This is a genomic window from Pseudomonas sp. HN11 (genome assembly GCF_021390155.1).
In the GTDB taxonomy this organism is placed as follows: domain Bacteria; phylum Pseudomonadota; class Gammaproteobacteria; order Pseudomonadales; family Pseudomonadaceae; genus Aquipseudomonas.
The window spans coordinates 160,420-178,899 of the sequence record NZ_CP089985.1 but is presented as its reverse complement, the minus strand read 5'-3'; the positions used below and the strand labels follow the sequence as shown (position 1 = coordinate 178,899).

Here is an 18,480-nt window from a genome sequence, read left to right as displayed (position 1 = left end):
AGCGGTTTCTTGTTCACGGGCGGCTTCTCTGAGCTGCACATTTGAAGCTACAGGCTGCAAGCCGTACATGACTTGCTGCTTATAGCTTGCTGCTTAAAGCTCTGCGAAGCACTCTTCGATGATCGCCAGGCCTTTGTCCAACTGCTCGTCCGGCGAGGTCAGCGGGACCAGTACGCGCAACACGTTGCCGTAGGTGCCGCAGCTCAGCAGGATCAGGCCCTTGTCACGCGCCTTGGCCACTACGGCGGCAACGGCAGCGGCGTTTGGCTTGTGGCTGTCGCCATCTTCAAACAGCTCGACCGCGATCATTGCACCCAAGGCACGCACTTCGCCGATCACCGGGTACTTGGCCTGGATGGCTTTCAGCCCGGTCACCAGACGCTCGCCGACAGCTTTGCAGCGGTCCAGCAGGTGCTCTTCTTCGAACACGTCCATCACGGCCAGGGCCGCCGCGCAGGCGATCGGGCTACCGGCGTAGGTGCCACCCAGGCCGCCTGGCGCGATGGCGTCCATGTATTCCGCCTTGCCACACACACCGGCCAGCGGGAAGCCGCCAGCGATGGATTTGGCGAAGGTGGTCAGGTCGGCGGCAACGCCCATCTGTTCCATGGCAAAGAAGGTACCGGTACGGCCGGCACCGGTTTGCACTTCGTCGGCGATCAGCAGGATGCCGTGCTTGTCGCACAGTTCACGCAGGCGTTTCATGAAGGATTTAGGCGCGACGTAGAACCCACCTTCGCCCTGCACCGGCTCGATGATGATGGCAGCGATATCACGCGGCTCGGCATCGTTCTTGAAGATGCGTTCGATGCTGGCGATGGCGTCGTCGTCGCTCACGCCGTGCAGTTCGTTCGGGAACAGCGCGCGGAACACGCCGCCTGGCATCAGGCCCATGCCGGCCGAGTAAGGCACGACTTTACCGGTCAGGCCCAGGGTCATCATGGTGCGGCCGTGGTAAGCGCCGGTGAAGGCGATCACGCCGGCACGGCCAGTGGCAGCGCGGGCGATTTTCACGGCGTTTTCGACGGCTTCGGAACCGGTAGTGACCAGCAGGGTTTTCTTGGCGAAATCACCTGGGACCTTGGCGTTGATTTTTTCGCACAGTTCCACGTAAGGCTCGTAGGCCAGTACCTGGAAGCAAGTGTGAGTCAGCTTGTTCAGCTGCTCGGTCACGGCTGCGATGATTTTCGGGTGCACGTGGCCGGTGTTCAGCACGGCGATACCGCCGGCGAAGTCGATGAACTCGCGACCTTCAACGTCGGTCACGGTGGCGTTCTTCGCGGATTCGGCGAAGATCGGGTGAATCTGGCCAACACCGCGGGGTACGGCGGCTTCGCGGCGTTTCATCAGGGATGCGTTGGTCTTGCTCATAAAGTCCTCATTCGCCACTCATCGGGTGGCGTGGTCCAAGGCATAAGTGGCGGGGAGGCAACTACGGCAGCATGCGATGATCGACTGCCACAGCTTTCCCGGCCACTACGAATAACGGGGTGAAACACGCAAAAGGTCAGCGCTCTCGTGCCCTCTGCGTTTGCTGCAATCTCCTGCTGGTCAGATGCCCAGGCAGAGGTATTTGATTTCCAGGTAATCCTCGATCCCGTACTTGGAGCCTTCACGGCCCAGGCCCGAAGCCTTGATGCCGCCGAATGGCGCCACTTCGTTGGAGATCAACCCGGTGTTGACACCGACCATGCCGTATTCCAGGGCTTCAGCCACACGGAACACACGGCCCAGGTCGCGGGCATAGAAGTAGGAAGCCAGGCCGAACTCGGTGTCGTTGGACATCGCGATCACTTCGGCTTCGTCTTTGAAACGGAACAGCGGCGCCAATGGACCGAAGGTTTCTTCCTTGGCGACGGCAGCGTCTTTAGGCACGTTGGTGAGGATGGTCGGCTCGAAGAAGTTGCCTTCCATGACCTTGCCACCCGCCAGCAGCGTAGCGCCTTTGCTCAGGGCATCGGCAATGTGCTCCTGAACCTTGGCCACGGCTTTTTCGTCGATCAGCGGACCGGTGGTGGTGCCTTCTTCCAGACCGTTGCCGATCTTTAGCTTGGCCACGGCCACTTTGAGTTTTTCAGCAAACGCGTCGTACACCGAATCCTGGATGTACAGACGGTTGGCGCAGACGCAGGTCTGGCCGTTGTTGCGGTACTTGGAGATGATCGCGCCTTCAACGGCCTTATCCAGGTCCGCGTCGTCGAACACGATGAACGGCGCGTTGCCGCCCAGTTCCAGGGAGACTTTCTTGATGTCCTTGGCGCACTCGGCCATCAGCTGGCGACCGATTTCGGTCGAGCCGGTAAAGGACAATTTACGCACGATCGGGTTGCTGGTCAGCTCGCCGCCGATGTCGCCAGCGCTGCCGGTGACCACGCTCAACACGCCTTTCGGAATACCGGCACGGTGCGCCAGCTCAACCAGGGCCAGTGCCGAGAACGGGGTTTGCGAAGCCGGCTTGATCACCATGGTGCAACCGGCGGCCAGGGCCGGGCCGGCTTTGCGGGTGATCATCGCGGCCGGGAAGTTCCACGGGGTGATCGCGGCGGTCACGCCGATCGGCTGCTTGATCACGATCAAGCGCTTGTCAGGCTGGTGGCCGGGAATGACGTCGCCATAGATGCGTTTGGCTTCTTCGGCGAACCACTCGATAAAGGAGGCGGCGTAGACGATTTCGCCCTTGGCTTCAGCCAGCGGCTTGCCTTGTTCAAGCGTCATCAGGCGACCGAGGTCATCCTGGTTTTCGATCAACAGTTCGAACCAGCGGCGCAGCTTGTTGGCGCGCTCCTTGGCGGTGAGTGCACGCCAGGCCGGCAGCGCCTTGTCGGCGGCTTCGATGGCGCGGCGGGTTTCAGCGGCGCCCATCTTTGGCACGGTGCCGAGAATCTCGCCCGTGGCAGGGTTGTTGACCTTGATGGTCTGACCGTTGTCCGCATCGACCCAAGCGCCATCGATAAAGGCTTGCTGGCGGAACAACTGGGTATCTTTGAGCTGCATGTCGGCTTTCCTTAACAGCACCGCGCGCACGCGGAGCGAATTAGAGTTGTTGAAAGGCGCCTTGTGGGCTGCCGTCAGGGAAATCAGCCCCAGCGCGCAAGAGAAGTGAAAGAGCGCACGGGAGACAGAGCGTTTGAAATCTCAAACGAATCCTAGGATCAATGGGGGTACAGGGCAATAGTCTGTTCGAAAAAAAGAACGAAAACGGCGCATTTATCGGATCTTTCTGATCAGCGTCCCTGGACCGGGTTCCGCGCTCCTGAGCGGGGGCGCCCGGCTTAGGGCCTCTGTGCCGCAGATTCCTACACTGGAACGCCCGAAGACCAGCATGGACGCCCAAGGTCGACATGGGTATGATGTCGCCCGCACAAGCATCCGTAGCTCAGCTGGATAGAGTACTGCCCTCCGAAGGCAGGGGTCGTGGGTTCGAATCCCGCCGGGTGCACCAGATATGATGAGAAAGCCCCAGGTCGAAAGGCCTGGGGCTTTTTTGTGGACGACGATTCAGTGTTTCTGCAACGCCTCCAACCGCGCCGGCAAGTCCTCCTCAGGAAAGCGCTGATGCAAGGCCAATAATTTCTCATCCGCCGCTCTGGTCTCCCCAACCTCACGCAGGTTGAGGATCTCCTGCAACCCCTCCTCCAACGAAGGCAATGCCACCGGCGCGCGCTTGCTGAGTTTGGCGCTCGACTCGTCCGCCATCGAGCCCATGACTTGCGCACTTTCGGCCTTAGGCGCTATCGCCAGTCGGGCCACGGGCGCCGGCGCGGACATCGGTGGCGCAGCGGCAGGGGCGGCTTGCTCATGCAGCGCAGAGAAGGTCGCGGTGGAGATTTCGGGTTGCGACACGGGTGAGCGCATCACCACGCCGATCATCAGCGCCAAACCTGCGACAGTGGCAAACGCCATTTGCCAGCGTGGCCGTTGGCAGGCGTGCAGCCAGCGTTGCCACAGGTTCGGTTGCGGTGCTGGGGCTTCGCGGCGGGCGGCGTTGAGGATGAAGGCGTCGAGGGACGCGGGTGGCTCACCGGTACTGTGTTGACGCATATGCTGGAGCAGCACGTCGTCGGGGTCCGGGATGTGTCGGGAGTCGGTCATGCGGGTATCTCCTCGGCCAGCAGGCGGCGCAGTTTCTGCTGGGCGTAACGCAGGCGGCTTTTTACGGTTTCCAGCGGGGCACCGGTGAGGGCGGCGATTTGCGGCACTTCGAGGTCGCCGTGCAGGCGCAGCAGGAAGACTTCGCGCTGGTCTTCGGGCAAGCCTTGCAGTGCGGCGTCGAGCCGCGCCTGGTCGCGGCTCAGGCTCAATTGCTGCTCGGGGCCGGCGCTGTCGTCGGCTTGGGCGTGCAGTTGCTCGTCGTAGCTGTCGTGCAGCGGGTTGTGGATGCCGTGCTTGCGCCAGTAATCGATCAGGCGGTTGCGGGCGATCTGGAACAACCAAGTGCGAAAACTCGCCCGGCCTTGTGGCTGGGTGGCGCTGCGGATCAGGCTGAGCCAGGTCTCCTGGTAGATTTCCTCGGCCAGTTCGGCCTTGTTGCTCAAGGACACGAGGAATCGGTACAGGCCCTGGCGATGCCGCGCATACAGGGCTTCGAACGCGGCACTGTCGCCGGTTCGGTAGCGGGCCAGCAGCGCTTCGTCGCTGGGTGAATCATCGGGTACGGCCATGTAGGTGGCGAACTCCTTTCGATGGATCAATGCAGATTTGCTGTGGGAGCCGGGCTTGCCCGCGATGCAGACGCTTCGGTGTTTCAGTCACACCGCATTGATGCTATCGCAGGCAAGCCAGCGCCCACATTGGTTCGACGCTGCAGGCAAATTCAGTGTTTGAGGCTTTGAGCCAGCTCCACCAGTTGCACGAACTCGTTACGCAAGCCGAACTGGTCATTGCCTCGGGCTGAGCGGGCCAGTGCGGCAGTGTCCTGCAGGCTCATGCTGCCAGTGTAGCGGCCATCGCCCTTGAGCTGCTGGGCGAAAGCAGCCACGGCTGCCGCGAAGCGCAGGTCATCGCTGGCATTGGTGGACTCATTGCTGATGGGCCGCTCGATCAGCTGACTGTCACCACCCGCCGCAGGCTTGTAGCGTACACGCAGCATCGCCAGCTCAGCAGATTTGTCCCCGGCCACAGGCGCAGCGGCGTACCGCAAAGGCTCCAACCAGCCCTTCTCGCCTTTGGGCACAATTTCGTACAGCGCTGTGACCGTATGCCCTGCGCCAATTTCACCAGCGTCGACCTTGTCGTTGTTGAAATCCTCACGCTTCAGGGCGCGGTTTTCATAGCCCAGCAGGCGATATTCGCTGACCCGCGCCGGGTTGAATTCCACCTGCAATTTCACATCGCGCGCTACCACCGCCAGGGTCGAGCTGAGTTGATCCACCAGCACCTTGCGCGCCTCGCGCAGGTTATCGATGTAGGCGTAGTTGCCATCACCGGCGTCGGCCAATTGTTCCATCAGGTGTTCGTTGTAGTTATCCACACCAAAACCCAGGGTGGTGAGGGACACGCCACTTTTGCGCTGTTCAACCGCCATTTGCTTAAGGCTGTCGAAGTCACTGATACCCACGTTGAAGTCACCGTCGGTGGCCAGCAGGATGCGGTTGATGCCCTTGTCGATAAAGCCTTCGCGCGCCATCTGGTAGGCCAGCTCGATACCGGATGCACCCGCCGTGGAGCCGCCAGCGGTGAGCTGGTCGATGGCGTTGCGGATCTTCACCTTGTCGCGACCGGAGGTGGGCTTGAGCACCACCCGGGATTCACCGGCATAGACCACCAGCGAAACACGGTCCTGTTCACGCAGTTGATCCACCAGCAATTTCAGCGTGCTTTTCACCAGCGGCAGGCCTTCGCGACGGTCCATGGAGCCCGACACATCCACCAGGAACACCAGGTTGGCCGGCGCCAGTTGGGCCACGGCGCGGTCGGACGCCTTGATGCCGATGCGCAGCAACTGGGTGTGCGGGTTCCAAGGTGTGGCGGCCACTTCGGTGGTTACGCCAAAGGGTGAGCCGTCAGTGGGCAGCGCGTAGCTGTAGGGGAAATAGTTAACCATTTCCTCGAGTCGCACAGCGCCTTCGGGTGGCAGGCTGCCTTGGTTGAGGAAACGCCTGACGTTGGCGTAGCTGCCGGTGTCGACGTCGACGCTGAAGGTGGACACAGGCGTTTCGGCCACGCGATGCACCGGGTTATCCGGCAGGTTTTCGTATTGTTCGCGGGGTTCGCTGCGGTACTCCATCGCCGCCGAGTCCTGCCTCATCATTGTCGCGCTCATGGGCGCCGGCATGGGCATGCGCTTAACCAGCGCGCCTTGCACGGGAACGCTTTGCAGCTCGGCGACAGGCGCTGCTTCGGCAGGTTTGGCTGCATCACGGGAAGAAGACAGCCCGCAACCGGCCAGCGCCACCAGCAAGGTAACGGCAAAGCCCTGGGCAGCAGGACGCAGGAAGAGCAGAGGACGGGACATGGGCTGAACCTCGTGAATGAATGATCCGTTCACAAGGTCAGACGCAGGGTGCAGGCTGTTCGGGTTAAACCGTTCGGCGGGACAGAAACACCTGCTCCGCCGAACCGCTCAATCAGTCCGTACCGTATTTCGGGTTACGCGGACCGTAGAGGATCCCTGCACGCTGCCCCGGCGACAGCAGGCGCGCACTGGTAATACCGGCGATCGGGTGCGCCGCATCGGTGGAGCTGTTGATCACCTGCTTGACCGCCGCCGTGATCAGCATGCCGACGAGACCGCCACCGTTGTTGTTGCCTTCTTCGCTGGAAGCACGCGCCGAGCCGGTCCACAGGGTGGTGCCGGTGCGCAGGTCCACCAGTTTGGCCGAGGCCGTCACGGAGGTGTCGCTGGAGATCAGCATGTACTTGGTGCCGTACTCGGTGACGGTGATGTACAGCGCCGCGTCCGCCCCAAAGATGTCGTGCAGCTTGGTCGGCGGTACGGCCTGGATATCGTTGGCGGTGGTGAGGCCGTTCTGGCGGAAGGTTTCGTCCACCAGGGCAATCGGCAACACGTAGTAGCCGGCTTCGGCCAGCGGGTAGGTCACTTGCGAGACCATGCTGTAGGACGCCTGCACTTCCGGCGACTCATTGAGCGGCGGCAGTACCAGGATCGACTTGGGCCGCGCCTGCTTGTACGCCGTGTAGTCGATGGTCTTGGGGGCCGCGCAACCGCCGAGCAAGGCCAGAGCCAGCAAGGCGCCGGTGAGTTTCAACAGGCTCATTTAGTGGCGACTCCAGTCTTGGCATTTTTCAGCAGGAAATCCATATATGCAGCGGACTCAGGGAACAGTGCCTTCTCGGTGCGGAATTCCTGCACCATCTGGTCATCCTTGCCCATGCTCAGATACAGCATGCCCAAGTGGGCGTGGTAACCCGGCGGGGCCTTGCGGCCACTGGCGTTGATCTTCTGCAGATCGCGCTCCAACGCCTCGACCTGCGCTTCCTTGGGTTCGCCCTTGAAGTACTCGTAAACCTGCGGCTGGTAGCTTTCCCATTGGTACAGCGGCTGGGGCGCCGTCTGGCACCCGGCGACCGTCGCCATTGCTGTCAGCATCAGCGCCAACTTGACTGCCTTGCTCATCCTTGTACTGCTCCTTGAGGTGCTGCTGATCAGTTGCGTGGGTTCCAGGCGCCGGCGTTGATGCCGTCGACAAGGCGGTTGATGGCTTCACGCATGGCCAGGTCGAGGACCTTGCCATTGAGGGTGGAGTCGTAGCTGGCGGTGCCGCCGAAGCCGATCACTTCGCGGTTGGACAGCGCGTACTCACCGGCACCCTGGGTGGAATACACCACTTCGGAGGTGCTGATGTTGACGATATTCAGTGCGACTTTTGCGTAAGCCACCTGGGTCTTGCCACGACCGAGGATGCCGAACAGCTGGCGGTCACCGGTTTCTTTGCGGCCGAACTCGGTCACATCGCCAGTCACCACGTAGTCAGCGCCCTTGAGCTTCTGCACGGTGCCTTTGATTTTGGCTTCCTGGGAGATTTCGCCCATGTTGTCGCGGTCCAGCACGCTGAAGCGGTTGGTCTGCTGCAGGTGGGTGATGAGGATGGTCTTGGCCTGGCCGCCGAGACGGTCAACGCCATCGGAGAAGATGCCGCGCATGTAGCTGGAGCGGTTATCGAACTTGCCCACGGCAATCGGCACACGCACGCCGGAATAGGCCACGTGGGCGCTGGCGACTTGCTCCACCGGCATCGCGCGGTTGCTCTCGGTGGCGCAACCGGCCACGGTCAACAGCGCTGCGGCGGTGAAGCCGGACAGCAGGATTTTGGACAGTGTGTTCACAGGGTGCTCCTAAGTGGGAAAACGGGTGCGGCAGCTAACGCTAGCGGGACGGAATGTCACGCAGGTCGTCAACGATGAATCGGCTCAATAAACCGGTGTAGAAGGTCTCGACGCTGGAGTTGCCAGAGTTGGTCAGCACCCCGGCCATCGTTTTCATGTTCTGCCAGTCGCCCTTGTACCCGCCTGGCATCAATCCTTGACGAGCCTGAGAGAAATGCAACACCTCGGCACCAGCTTTCTTGACCTTGACCTGGTAGTTGAAGTCGACACTGGCGAGGATCGTCTTGTCATCGACAATGGCCGTCATGAACCCGCCTTGGGTGTCTTGTATGCGCCGGGTATAGATGACGTTCACATCCAGCAGGTAATCGGCCTTGTCCTTGCTGCTGGCGTAACGCTTGGCCTTGAGCAGGCGGTCGACCAGATCGACACCCAGTTGCTGGCGCACTTTGTCATCCGGCAGGAAGCGTTCGTTCTTGCCCACCACCTCGACGTCGAAGGTGTCGAGCCAGTAAGTAGCCGTCTTGGAAATGGTCACAGGCGCCGGGGAGATGTAGTAATCCGGCTTGGAGGCACAGCCCACCATAAGGCAGGCCGCGAGAAATACGGCAAACACGCGCATGTCTGAATTCGTCCCTGAAAAGTATCGTGTTTTAAACAATCGCGGCATTTTACGGAGTTGAAAGGCGTTCTCAAGCTGTTTTGACGCCTGAACTGCGCCGTTTTACTGGCGCTTATGCCCAAGCTTCTGGCGAAATGCGCTAAGACATTGGCTGCAAAACAAAAAGAATGATGGCTATTTGATTTCACTCGATAAATAAAAATGCGCTCTCAAGTTATGCCCTTGTAGGACGAGACACTGGCTTGGTTCATTAACTTATAGGGATATTGCGTGTTGAAAACCCTTCTCCGGGCGACGGCGCTCGTCGCCGCATTATCGATGACCGGCTGTGTGTCATACACCGTCACCGGCCCCATCGGCGCCCCGCTCCATCCGGCCTCAACCACCAGCCCGCGCAGCGCGCAAGTCGCCGATGTGACGGTGAATGCCGCTGACGTCAACGAAGCCAACAAGACGGCCATCAGCCGCTCCCTGACGGCCCAGATCAATCAATACGTGCGCACGGCAGGTTATTTCAAGCAGATCACCGAGTATCCAGTACGCCTGGGCGAGCACGACGTCACACTCAAATTCAACATGACCGCTCTCGATGGCCATCGCGCCCCGCACCCAGCCTACGTACCCGGCGCGCTGCTGACGCTGACGATCTGGATCTGGGTCAACGGTCCGATCTACGTGGACAGCTTTGACGTGGCCGGCAACCTGGTCATCGTCGATCGCGACGGCAAGGAACTGGCTTCAGCGAAGGAGTCGATCAAGTTCGAACACAACGTCGGGCTTTACAGCGGCCAGTATTGGGCGCCCTCGATGGGCGGCCAGCAACTGACCAAACTGGTCGCGCAATTACTCGACACCGCTACCGCCAAACTGGCGAAACCGTAAATTTCAGGAGCAACACATGAAAGGATTGATCAAACACTGTCTGGTACTCGCAGCGGTCTTGTTGACCGGTTGCGTTTCTTACTCACAGCACGAGCTGCCAGCAGTGCAAACCTGGCCGCCGACCGCTAACGCACCGGCACAAAAGCCGACGGCGTACGTGCGCACCACGGCGCAAAACCACGTCAACGGTGGCCCGGGCAACGCGGCAGTGGGTGCCCCAATAGTGCTGTGGGAAAAAGCCGTGGCCGATTCGTATCGCGCGTCCAATCGTTTTTCGCGGGTGAGCACCGACAAGGTCGACTCGGATATCTACGTCGACGCCACGCTGCACAACAACGAAGAGTACAGCCCGGTGTCGGCGTTTATCACCGGCTTTACGTTTTTCATCATCCCTTCTACGGCAAAAAACATCTTCACCTTGGAGACGGTGTTCAAGGACAAGGACGGCAAGGAACTGGGCCGCGTGAAAAAGAGCGAATCGGTGCGCACTTGGATGCATCTGGTGCTGATCGTGGGCATCCCGTTCCAGGCGGATACAAAGGAAGTGGTCGAGGCGCTGACGCGCAGTACGCTGGATGAAGCGGTGCAGCGCAAGTTGCTGTAAAGGTTCTGTAGCGAGGGAGCTTGCTTCCGTGAGGCCAGTGACTGATGCTCCCATATTGATCGGTTGTGGCACGTATAAAAAAGGGGGTAGAATTATTTAATACGCTTTTCAAGCCTAATTCAAATAAACCTGTCCCCTTTTCTTTTTTACTTTTCTTATGGGGAGAGAAAAGTAGAAAAATTACTAATTAGCAATCAACGGAACCGCTCAATTAAATCCGCCTCGATCTGACCTAGCAAGTTATCCTTATCTTCACCATTTTCCACAATCAAATAATTCCCTATCTGACTGTCGTGATAAACAGTTAACATAACCCCATTACATATCAACACCCAACGTCGAGAGTAAATATTATCAGCGATTTGAACTGGGCTCGCCTGCCAATATATTTTTAAATACTTTACAATCGAGTCAAAACCATCCCAATCAGAAGAAAAGCCCAAATGACACTCGACTCTCCCATCAGCGTTAACTCTTTTAGTTATAATTGGCAACGACTCATCCATTCAGTCAACTCCAAGACGCTTATTAACTTCTGCTCTAGTTCTTTGAGAACTGTCTAAAATAGCTTTATAAATATCATCACCTGACAAGCCCTGGGATTTTCTGTAGTCGATCATTTCGGACCATGTCATATTAGGTTCCTCTCCAATCAAGCGATCTGCACTTACCCTATCCGACATAAACTCTCTAGCTTGAGCTCTATTTTCATTCCTCATATCAAAAGCTTGTTTAGCTTGAGCGTCTAAGGGGGCACTCTTATCGACACGATCTAGAGTTTTCGAATCCTCATTCCAATACCATTGACGCGCTTGTAGATTTGTTTTTGTACCTCTTATTGGATTATCTCCATACAGAGCGTAAAACTCCGAACTTCTGAGGTTAACGATATCTGGACTGAAAGAAGTCCCTTCTAGGGTCGGTGTACCACCCGAAAATTCAATAGGCTTGCTTGGCAGTGTATTTGCGCTACTACGTAGAGTCCAACGCCCACCAATCCACTCAACTGCCTTGCCGCCCACGCCTGCGGTAATTGCCCCCGTGGCTGCATCAAACACAATTCCGCCAAGCTTATCCGGGGTTGCAAAAATCAGCTCGTCGCCGGCCCGCTCGAGGCTCTGTGCTGGTATGGGGCTATTGATCCAATTGACACCATCCTTACCCGCCTGAAGTAGATTTGCCGGGATGTCCGTCAGGTGAGTGATCGTGTCATAGACCTTACCTGGCCAATCTACAGCCCTATCAACAAACCCAGCCCCCATTTCGCCGGCGATATATCCCAGCTCATGAGCGGGTTCATAGCCAGTCCAGACTAACTCGCTTCTATCGATTCCATTCCAGTAAGAATCCAAGGCATCCTTGTACTCTCCAGATGTCATTCCTTCTTGATAGTTGGCTAAATCCACCTGACGAATCTGATCAGCTCGCTCCATATCCCGAGCTTTATCAAGACTGTCCATCGCTTGCGTGATACTTCGCTTACAACCAGCGACATCTCCTCCACGTGCATTACATCCTTCACGCGCTTTGTCCGCCGCTTCTCCCATTTGTCGGGATTAAACCAGATCGCTCCCAAGTTGCATGGGAACGATCTTCCTGCGTTCAACCTAGCTGGCGTCTTTGTTCTGATCCTTGTCAGCCACCAGCGTCAGACCCGGCTTTTCCACATCGAGGGAAACGTGAGACCTCACTTGCGCCACACCGCCCTCCTCATCGTTATGGATCACCAAAACACCAGGCCGGCGCAGTTGCTCCAGGTCCCCGTCAGCAAGGCTGAAGCTCTCGTTCAGGTTCTGATCGGTCAAAGCCTTTACCTCGGCCCGACGCTGGGCGAATTTTCGGCCTCGGCGCTGCTGGTAGCGTGCCCAGCTAATCAGGATCACGGCGTTGAAAAGGGCGATCCACAAATAGATCTGCAGGGTATTGAGCGCTGCAAAAATCGGCGCCTCGATGCGGGGCCCACCGTGGGTTTCCAGCATTGAGCTGATCCCGCGCGCCAGCAACCAGATCAACCCGGCCCAGGCCATCAAGGTCAACAGCACGTCGATGATCCACATCACCGTACGTTGGCGAGTTCTGACCAGTTTCATGATCACGCCTCCTCTTCAGTAAGTTTGATGCCGCGATCGGGACTGACCCAGCGCGCACGCTTCTGGTGTTGGTTGAACAGCACCTTGGGAAAACTGACCAGGGTGGTGAACAAACTGACCAGCCAGAACACCATCGGGTACCACACGGTCCAGAACAGCGTTTTCCACAGGTCCTTCTCGTAGCGGCGGTCGATGATGATGCTCACTGCGAACTGCAACAGACACACCATTGCCAATACCAGGCCGGTAAACGCCGGCGGCATCAGGGAGTCGACGGCAATCGCTTGCGGCAGCGGGATGAATTTCCCCACGCCCCAGAAGATCACCGACAGCAGGAAGGTAAACGCCCAACCGGTGGACAGGCAGTATTCGAACAACAGCGGCCACAGGTAGCGATGACGCCACTGCCAGATGCCACGGATGTTTTTGAACAGCACTTCGGCACCGCCCTGGGCCCAACGCAGGCGCTGTTTCCACAGGCCGCCGACCGTTTCGGGCATCAGAATCCAGCACAGAGCGCGAGGCTCGTAGAAGATGCTCCAGTGATCGAGCTGCAGCTTCCAACTGACATCGATGTCCTCGGTGATCATGTCGGTGCTCCAGTAGTCGATGCGATCGAGCGCCTTTTTACGGAACGCGACCACCACACCCGACACCGTGAAGATCCGGCCAAACACCCGTTGCGTGCGCTTGATCAAGCCGATGATCGAAGAGAACTCACCGACCTGCACGCGGCCGATCAAGGTCGAGCGTGTGCGAATGCGCGGGTTGCCGGTCACCGCGCCCAGGCGTGGGTTGTCCAGCATCGGCGCAACCAGATAGGCGGCTGCGTTTTTATCCAGCAATGCGTCGCCGTCGATACACACCAGGTATTCACTGCGCGCCGCCACAGCGCCCATGCGCAAGGCCACCGCCTTGCCCTGGTTCTGCGCCAGGTGCAGCACGCGCAAGCGCGGATGTTCCAGTGCCAAGGCGTCGAGTACGGCGGCGGTGTTGTCTTTGGAACCGTCGTTCACCGCGATCACTTCGATGTTCGGGTAGAGCTGACCCAGCGCCGCATGGATAGTATCGGCAGCGTTATCGCCTTCGTTGTAGCAAGGAATGATGATCGAGATCAGCGGGTTGCCGGCCAAGGTGGGACCCGGCGTGTCCTCTTCCCACGGCCAGTGGCGCTCCCAGTGCAGCCAGAAATACAGGCCGCCTGCGATCCACAACGCTGACATGAACAGCGGGTAGAAAAACACAAAGTCCATCAGGAACTGCCCGGTGACCAGGAAGATCAGGCCCAGGGGCACGCCCAATACCAATGCCAGTACGAATAAAGCCAGGAGTCTGTCGAACATGGTCAAGGGTTCCATTGGTTGGAAAGGGCCGGACGCACAGTCTTCAGGTCCGGGGAATTTTCCAGGAAGTTATCCGGGTAGTAGCCAAAACTCGTGACACCCTGGCGCTTGAGTACACCCATCCATTCAGCCATCTGCTTGGCATTGATGTCCGGTGCGGCTTTGGTGCGCCAGTCTTTGGCTTGCAGTTCAAACACGGTGCGCTCCATGGCGCCGGGGCGCGCCTTGATCGTGGCAACCAGCTTTTCCAACCAGGCATTGGAGTGGCTGTACTCCTGGCCTTCCATCAACGGCATGGCCATGGGCGCGGTCCAGTCGTAGGTCTGCAGGAAGTCATCGAGGTTCTGCGCGAACCAGGCTTCGCTGCCGGGGTTGAGCATCGGTTCGGCGAAAATATTGCGCGCGGTCTGTATCTGCGGCCCCCCGATGGCGCGGACCTTGGCGGTCAGTTCCTTGGTGAAGTCAATCAGGTAACGGCTTTTGTAGCGGGTCCAGCGCTGCATCACCGCCGGATCGGCGCGCAGAGCCTCGATCGTGTCCGGCAGGCCGGCGGCGGCGTAAGCTTTGAGCGCGGCGGGGCTGGCATCTTCGAAATCGTTGAACACCGCATCGTCGTGGTACAGCACACCGTCGATGGCGTTGTTGCGCGCCAGGTCCTCGTAGATCTCACCGATGATCTTGCGTACCTGCGGGTCAAACGGCGACAGGCGTTTGTATTGGTCCGGGTCGAGCCCGACCTTGCCGGTTTCCGGGGCCCAACGCGTCACGCGCGGCAGCTTGGGATCGAGGGCGAAACTGAGCACCGGCATCCAGGCATACACCACGGCATGGGCGCGAGTGTGCAACTGCCAGGAAACGCGGTTGAACAGGTCGGCGCGCACCGGTAAGTGGCGGTTGGGGAAGTACAACTCATGCACCAGGCCGTCGCCCTTGGGGTCGGCGAAGGCTTGCAGGAACACGGTGCCCGCCCCCATGTCCACCACGCGCTGCACCAACTGGTCGAGATTGCGCGCTTGTTGGGCCGGGTCCGGGTCGTAGACGTTATCCAGGTCCACATGCAATACGCGCATCGGTGCCTTGGTTTGCACCGCAACCATGCTATTGGCGAAATGCTCGCCGTCCGGGTCGGAGGCCACCAGGAAACGCGGGCTGTTCATCAAGTCACTGGAGCTGTCGAGGCCATCTTCCAGGGTCAGGGCCATCTGGTAACCCTGCTCGCCAATGATCGCCAGCGAGGTACCTTTGGCGGCACCGTAAGGCCATACCCACACCCGTGGTTTCTTGCCGGTGACGCTTTGAATCTTGTTGGAGATCGCCGCAACGTCAGCCCGCATGCGCGCATCGAACTGCGCCTGGCTTTCATAGCGCCCGGTAGCCGGATCGAAGCGCAGCGAGGTCGCCGCCGGCTCCAGGTTGCCCTGCGGGTTGGCCAGGATGCCTTTGTGGTTGTTGTCGGTGTGTGCGGCGATTTCCACCAGGCCCGACTGGGATACTTCGCGGATCTGCTGCCAGGTCAGGAACTCACCCCGCGGCCGTGGCTGGCCGGCGAAGTCCACAGGCTGGTTCATCGGTGTGTCGATCCAGTAGCCCACAGGCGCCAACAAGGCTGGCCAGCGGTAGGCACGCAGGATCGGCATCACCCGCGTGTAGAAGCTGGAATAGCCATCATCGAAGCTGAGCATGATCGCTTTGGGCGGCAACTCAGGCCCACCGTTGCGCGCCGCCAGAATCTGGTCGACGCTGACCGCCTTGTAGCCGTTCTCGCGCAGCCAGGCCAACTGCTCGATCAAACGCTCGGTACGCACCGCCACCACCGCCTGATCGGGGTCGCGATCCTCGACGTCGTGGTAGGCAATGCCCAGGAAATGGTTTTTCGGCCACGGCGCTTCGTTGGCCGGTGTCGGCCGCTCGGCGGGTGGAGTAAAGGGCGCGGGTTGCTGGGCACAGGCACTGGCCAGCATTACGCCCAGGATCAACAAGCAACGGCTGAGGACGGTCATGGTCAGGCTCTTTTAGAAACGGTAAGTGAGGTCGACGAGCAGACGCAGATCGCGTTCGCGATCGCCGTCATAAGGTCGGCTGATCAGGCTCAGGTTGGCGCCGGCGTCCAGGACATCGTTCCAGCGAAAGCGTTGGCCGTAGCCCACCAGACCGATACCACCCGTGGAATAATCCTGCTGGCTATACGTACCCGCACCGACCTGGAACTGCTGACTCCACTGGGTCTCGTAGCGGTGATAGAGCACATGATTGATGTTGAGGACAGGCAACACGGTGAAGTCCGACTTCGGGTTGAAGTAGACCGTGTCTTCCTTGCTGTTGCGGCTGGCACCGACTTCCAGGCCCAGGTCCACTTGCACTTTCGGCGAGCTGTAGAGGCCTTCGCGGCCGCTGAGCAAGGCTTCGAAGCGGTCATTGCCGTCGCTGAAATGGGAAGGGCTGAGGGTCAGTTTCCACTCGCGGCTTTCATTGGCGCGCCAGCGGATAAAACCGCTGCCGCCGTTAGCGGTGATCCCGTCATTCAACGCCCGTAATGGCGTGGTGGACAGCAGGTAGCCGAGGCTACCGCCGTACTGCCAGTTGTCGTTGATGTCGCGGGCAACCGACACGGCGGCACCTTGTTTTGAACCATCGCCGTAGGAGTGGTTGGAAACCTCGGCTTCAATGGTCATGTCGCGGGTACGTCGCTCTACGCCCACCACTTGCCAGCGGTGATGGCCGGTGCCTTCTTCAAAGTCGGCAGTGGCATAACCGGCCCCGGCGAACAGGCGCCAGTCTTCGTCGATGGGCGGCGTGTAGATCCGACTTTCAATACCCCAGTCGCGGCTACCCGAGACGGCACCGGCATCGCCATTGTTGCCGCCGCCGAAGCTTTTACCGGTGTAGGCCTCGACCCGCAGTTCGGCCATGTCATGTACATCACGCAGGCGTTTGAGGCGCTGCACCTGGCGGTTGTCCGGGTTACGGGCGACCACGTCGTCGGTGAGGATGTCGAGCTGACGCCACTCCTGCAGGTCCAGGGCCGTGAAGCCTTGGGACATCTCCAGGCCAATGTCACGCGGGCTTTGCGTTTCGGTTTCCTTCAGTGAACGTTCGGCGCGCCGGGGCCAGTCGCGAGCACGGTACATCTCGGCTTGCGCCAGGCGCAGGCCGATGCTGCCAGGGGCCTTGCCCACCAACTCTTCCAGAGCCTTTTCGCTCGACGGCAGGTCGGCACCATAGGTGCCGGCCTGGGCAGCCAATTGTTGGGCGTCCATCCACTCATCGTTCGGGTTGCCGATAGGCAGTCCCTTGAGTTCAACCCGGGGTTTCTGGCTGTCGGCCAAGTGCTTGGCGACCGCCCGCGCTTCATCTACCTGATCGTTTTCGAGCAAGGCGTAGAACAAGGCAGTGCTGTCTTCAACACGGTCACCCACGTCTGCATCTGGAGCCGTCAGGGCCTGGCGATACAACGGCGCGGCTTTTTCCGGCAGGCGCTGGTCGAGGTAGGAGGCTGCTACCCAACGCACTGCATAGGTGGGCAACTGCACACCTTCGGCTTGGAGGGTTTCGTACTCTCGGATCACCTCGGCGGTACGCGCCCGCGCCTTGAGCGCACCCAGGCGGTCAATGCGCCAGCGCACCACGTCGTCCTTGGCCGTGGGGTCCGGGGTCCAGCGCGCGAGGAGTTGGTCGTAGCCCTGCAAGGCGCGATCCGCGATGACATAACGCTCTTTCTCGGTACGCGTAGCGAACTCGGCCATGCGCACACGCTCGGCGGCCAGGTCACCTTCCAGGCGACGCTGGGTCACCGGGTCGACAAGCCCTGGACGCTGGGCCGACAAGCGCAACGCAGGCTCGGGCAGACGTGCTTTTTGCAAGGCGACCACGTACTCACGGGCGACTTCCGGTTTGTCGCCTGCGAGGATAAACGCCTGGTCGAATTCGTGCAGCGCGTCGTACTGCAAACCCGCGCGGGTCAGCGCATAACCCAGGGCCATGCGTCGATTGGGATCGTCCGGTTTGGCGGCCACCAATGCGCGGGCACGTTGCACGGCTTCGCTGGCTTTGCCGCCGTCGGCCTGGGTAAGGGCCAGGCCCAGTTGCAGGTCGACATTGTTCGGCTCACGCAGCAGCGCCTTGCGATAGACCGCCTCGGCCTGCGCCCACAGCTTCTGGTTGCGATAGGTACGTGCGACCGTGGCCAGCGCCTGGGCGGTCAGGTTGCGATTCTGACCCTGCGCCTCATACACCTTCAGCACTTCGGCATCCTGGCCGGCCCAGCCGGCGATCACCAAGTGATCGCTGATCTGGCCTGGCGTCCGGCGCTCGGCAGGCAATTGGCGTAACTGAGTGAGGGCAGGTGTGAAGTTGCCGTTGCGCGCCTGGATAATCAGGGCGTCATAGGCTGGGTCGGCCATGGCAAAGGTGGGCATCAGCAACTGGCTGCACAAGGTTACCCCGATGAGCAGCCTTAACCGGCCTGAGGCACTGAGTGGGAGTGTTCGCAGCATATCGTGAGCTTCCTTACACACGGAAAGCTGTAACGATAGGTGGTCCTGAGCGATTGCTTCAGGGTGTCGGCGTCTCGTGACCCGACCTAGCTTTCCTGTATGAACTATCCCCGACAGCTGTATGAAAAAGGACAAATCATAACAATTGTTCAGAATTGCC

17 protein-coding genes and 1 tRNA gene are annotated in these 18,480 nt (G+C 59.6%); 3 read left to right on the top strand and 15 right to left on the bottom strand.

Annotation, left to right across the window (positions count from 1 at the left end; all coding sequences use genetic code 11):
* Positions 1-93: 93 nt before the first annotated feature.
* Positions 94-1,371: a 4-aminobutyrate--2-oxoglutarate transaminase gene (gabT, locus tag LVW35_RS00840; RefSeq protein WP_233893237.1), complete on the bottom strand. Its 1,278-nt coding sequence runs from the start codon at positions 1,369-1,371 to the stop codon at positions 94-96.
* Between the two features lie 180 nt (positions 1,372-1,551).
* Positions 1,552-2,994 carry an NADP-dependent succinate-semialdehyde dehydrogenase gene (gabD, locus tag LVW35_RS00835; protein ID WP_233893236.1) on the bottom strand — a complete coding sequence of 481 codons (1,443 nt, stop codon included), beginning with the start codon at positions 2,992-2,994 and terminating at the stop codon, positions 1,552-1,554.
* A gap of 371 nt (positions 2,995-3,365) precedes the next feature.
* Between gabD and LVW35_RS00830 the strand changes: the two genes are divergently transcribed.
* A tRNA-Arg gene (locus tag LVW35_RS00830) sits at positions 3,366-3,442 on the top strand.
* Positions 3,443-3,498: 56 nt separating this feature from the next.
* Here the strand turns inward: LVW35_RS00830 and LVW35_RS00825 are convergent.
* The 7 genes from LVW35_RS00825 to LVW35_RS00795 form a co-directional block, all read right to left on the bottom strand.
* Complete coding sequence (locus tag LVW35_RS00825) at positions 3,499-4,092, bottom strand: hypothetical protein (RefSeq protein WP_233893235.1); 594 nt, start codon at positions 4,090-4,092, stop codon at positions 3,499-3,501.
* Positions 4,089-4,661 carry an RNA polymerase sigma factor gene (locus LVW35_RS00820; RefSeq protein WP_034101858.1) on the bottom strand — a complete coding sequence of 191 codons (573 nt, stop codon included), beginning with the start codon at positions 4,659-4,661 and terminating at the stop codon, positions 4,089-4,091. Before LVW35_RS00820 ends, LVW35_RS00825 begins: the two co-directional genes overlap by 4 nt.
* 152 nt (positions 4,662-4,813) lie before the next feature.
* Positions 4,814-6,454: a vWA domain-containing protein gene (locus LVW35_RS00815; protein WP_233893234.1), complete on the bottom strand. Its 1,641-nt coding sequence runs from the start codon at positions 6,452-6,454 to the stop codon at positions 4,814-4,816.
* A 112-nt stretch (positions 6,455-6,566) separates the two neighbouring features.
* Positions 6,567-7,217 (bottom strand): DUF799 domain-containing protein, encoded by a 651-nt coding sequence (locus LVW35_RS00810; protein ID WP_078046326.1) that lies wholly within the window; start codon positions 7,215-7,217, stop codon positions 6,567-6,569.
* On the bottom strand, positions 7,214-7,576 hold the full coding sequence (locus LVW35_RS00805) for a DUF4810 domain-containing protein (protein ID WP_233893233.1): 363 nt from the start codon (positions 7,574-7,576) through the stop codon (positions 7,214-7,216). The genes LVW35_RS00810 and LVW35_RS00805 overlap by 4 nt, the downstream gene beginning before the upstream one ends.
* Positions 7,577-7,605: 29 nt before the next feature.
* A complete protein-coding gene (locus LVW35_RS00800) occupies positions 7,606-8,286 on the bottom strand; it encodes a CsgG/HfaB family protein (protein WP_233893232.1) in 681 nt (226 codons plus the stop codon).
* Between the two features lie 40 nt (positions 8,287-8,326).
* The gene (locus LVW35_RS00795) at positions 8,327-8,908 is read right to left on the bottom strand and encodes a hypothetical protein (protein ID WP_233893231.1); all 582 of its coding nucleotides are present in this window, start codon (positions 8,906-8,908) and stop codon (positions 8,327-8,329) included.
* Between the two features lie 270 nt (positions 8,909-9,178).
* On the opposite strand from LVW35_RS00795, the gene LVW35_RS00790 reads away from it, so the two are divergent.
* Positions 9,179-9,790, top strand: coding sequence for a hypothetical protein (locus LVW35_RS00790; RefSeq protein ID WP_233893229.1), 612 nt, complete (start codon positions 9,179-9,181; stop codon positions 9,788-9,790).
* Positions 9,791-9,806: 16 nt separating this feature from the next.
* Positions 9,807-10,394, top strand: coding sequence for a hypothetical protein (locus tag LVW35_RS00785; protein ID WP_233893227.1), 588 nt, complete (start codon positions 9,807-9,809; stop codon positions 10,392-10,394).
* Positions 10,395-10,588: 194 nt separating this feature from the next.
* Here LVW35_RS00785 and LVW35_RS00780 read toward each other — a convergent pair whose 3' ends face one another.
* The 6 genes from LVW35_RS00780 to pgaA all read right to left on the bottom strand — a co-directional run bounded on the left by LVW35_RS00780 (position 10,589) and on the right by pgaA (position 18,320).
* Entirely contained in the window at positions 10,589-10,900 is a 312-nt protein-coding gene (locus tag LVW35_RS00780; protein ID WP_233893226.1) for a hypothetical protein, read from the bottom strand.
* Positions 10,901-11,854 carry a hypothetical protein gene (locus LVW35_RS00775; RefSeq protein ID WP_233893225.1) on the bottom strand — a complete coding sequence of 318 codons (954 nt, stop codon included), beginning with the start codon at positions 11,852-11,854 and terminating at the stop codon, positions 10,901-10,903.
* A 147-nt stretch (positions 11,855-12,001) separates the two neighbouring features.
* Entirely contained in the window at positions 12,002-12,484 is a 483-nt protein-coding gene (pgaD, locus tag LVW35_RS00770; RefSeq protein ID WP_233893224.1) for a poly-beta-1,6-N-acetyl-D-glucosamine biosynthesis protein PgaD, read from the bottom strand.
* Between the two features lie 2 nt (positions 12,485-12,486).
* A complete protein-coding gene (pgaC, locus tag LVW35_RS00765) occupies positions 12,487-13,827 on the bottom strand; it encodes a poly-beta-1,6-N-acetyl-D-glucosamine synthase (protein WP_233893223.1) in 1,341 nt (446 codons plus the stop codon).
* Between the two features lie 2 nt (positions 13,828-13,829).
* A complete protein-coding gene (pgaB, locus tag LVW35_RS00760) occupies positions 13,830-15,827 on the bottom strand; it encodes a poly-beta-1,6-N-acetyl-D-glucosamine N-deacetylase PgaB (RefSeq protein ID WP_233893222.1) in 1,998 nt (665 codons plus the stop codon).
* Positions 15,828-15,839: 12 nt separating this feature from the next.
* The gene (gene pgaA, locus LVW35_RS00755; protein WP_233893221.1) at positions 15,840-18,320 is read right to left on the bottom strand and encodes a poly-beta-1,6 N-acetyl-D-glucosamine export porin PgaA; all 2,481 of its coding nucleotides are present in this window, start codon (positions 18,318-18,320) and stop codon (positions 15,840-15,842) included.
* Positions 18,321-18,480: the final 160 nt, after the last annotated feature.

Excerpts from the sequence above, each read along its gene's own strand:
- pgaC (WP_233893223.1), bottom strand. The coding sequence starts at position 13,827 with ATGTTCGACAGACTCCTGGCTTTATTCGTACTGGCATTGGTATTGGGC.
- LVW35_RS00825 (WP_233893235.1), bottom strand. The coding sequence starts at position 4,092 with ATGACCGACTCCCGACACATCCCGGACCCCGACGACGTGCTGCTCCAG.
- LVW35_RS00815 (WP_233893234.1), bottom strand. The coding sequence starts at position 6,454 with ATGTCCCGTCCTCTGCTCTTCCTGCGTCCTGCTGCCCAGGGCTTTGCC.
- LVW35_RS00810 (WP_078046326.1), bottom strand. The coding sequence starts at position 7,217 with ATGAGCCTGTTGAAACTCACCGGCGCCTTGCTGGCTCTGGCCTTGCTC.
- gabT (WP_233893237.1), bottom strand. The coding sequence starts at position 1,371 with ATGAGCAAGACCAACGCATCCCTGATGAAACGCCGCGAAGCCGCCGTA.
- pgaA (WP_233893221.1), bottom strand. The coding sequence starts at position 18,320 with ATGCTGCGAACACTCCCACTCAGTGCCTCAGGCCGGTTAAGGCTGCTC.
- pgaB (WP_233893222.1), bottom strand. The coding sequence starts at position 15,827 with ATGACCGTCCTCAGCCGTTGCTTGTTGATCCTGGGCGTAATGCTGGCC.
- LVW35_RS00775 (WP_233893225.1), bottom strand. The coding sequence starts at position 11,854 with ATGGACAGTCTTGATAAAGCTCGGGATATGGAGCGAGCTGATCAGATT.
- LVW35_RS00780 (WP_233893226.1), bottom strand. The coding sequence starts at position 10,900 with ATGGATGAGTCGTTGCCAATTATAACTAAAAGAGTTAACGCTGATGGG.
- LVW35_RS00805 (WP_233893233.1), bottom strand. The coding sequence starts at position 7,576 with ATGAGCAAGGCAGTCAAGTTGGCGCTGATGCTGACAGCAATGGCGACG.
- LVW35_RS00820 (WP_034101858.1), bottom strand. The coding sequence starts at position 4,661 with ATGGCCGTACCCGATGATTCACCCAGCGACGAAGCGCTGCTGGCCCGC.
- gabD (WP_233893236.1), bottom strand. The coding sequence starts at position 2,994 with ATGCAGCTCAAAGATACCCAGTTGTTCCGCCAGCAAGCCTTTATCGAT.
- pgaD (WP_233893224.1), bottom strand. The coding sequence starts at position 12,484 with ATGAAACTGGTCAGAACTCGCCAACGTACGGTGATGTGGATCATCGAC.
- LVW35_RS00785 (WP_233893227.1), top strand. The coding sequence starts at position 9,807 with ATGAAAGGATTGATCAAACACTGTCTGGTACTCGCAGCGGTCTTGTTG.
- LVW35_RS00795 (WP_233893231.1), bottom strand. The coding sequence starts at position 8,908 with ATGCGCGTGTTTGCCGTATTTCTCGCGGCCTGCCTTATGGTGGGCTGT.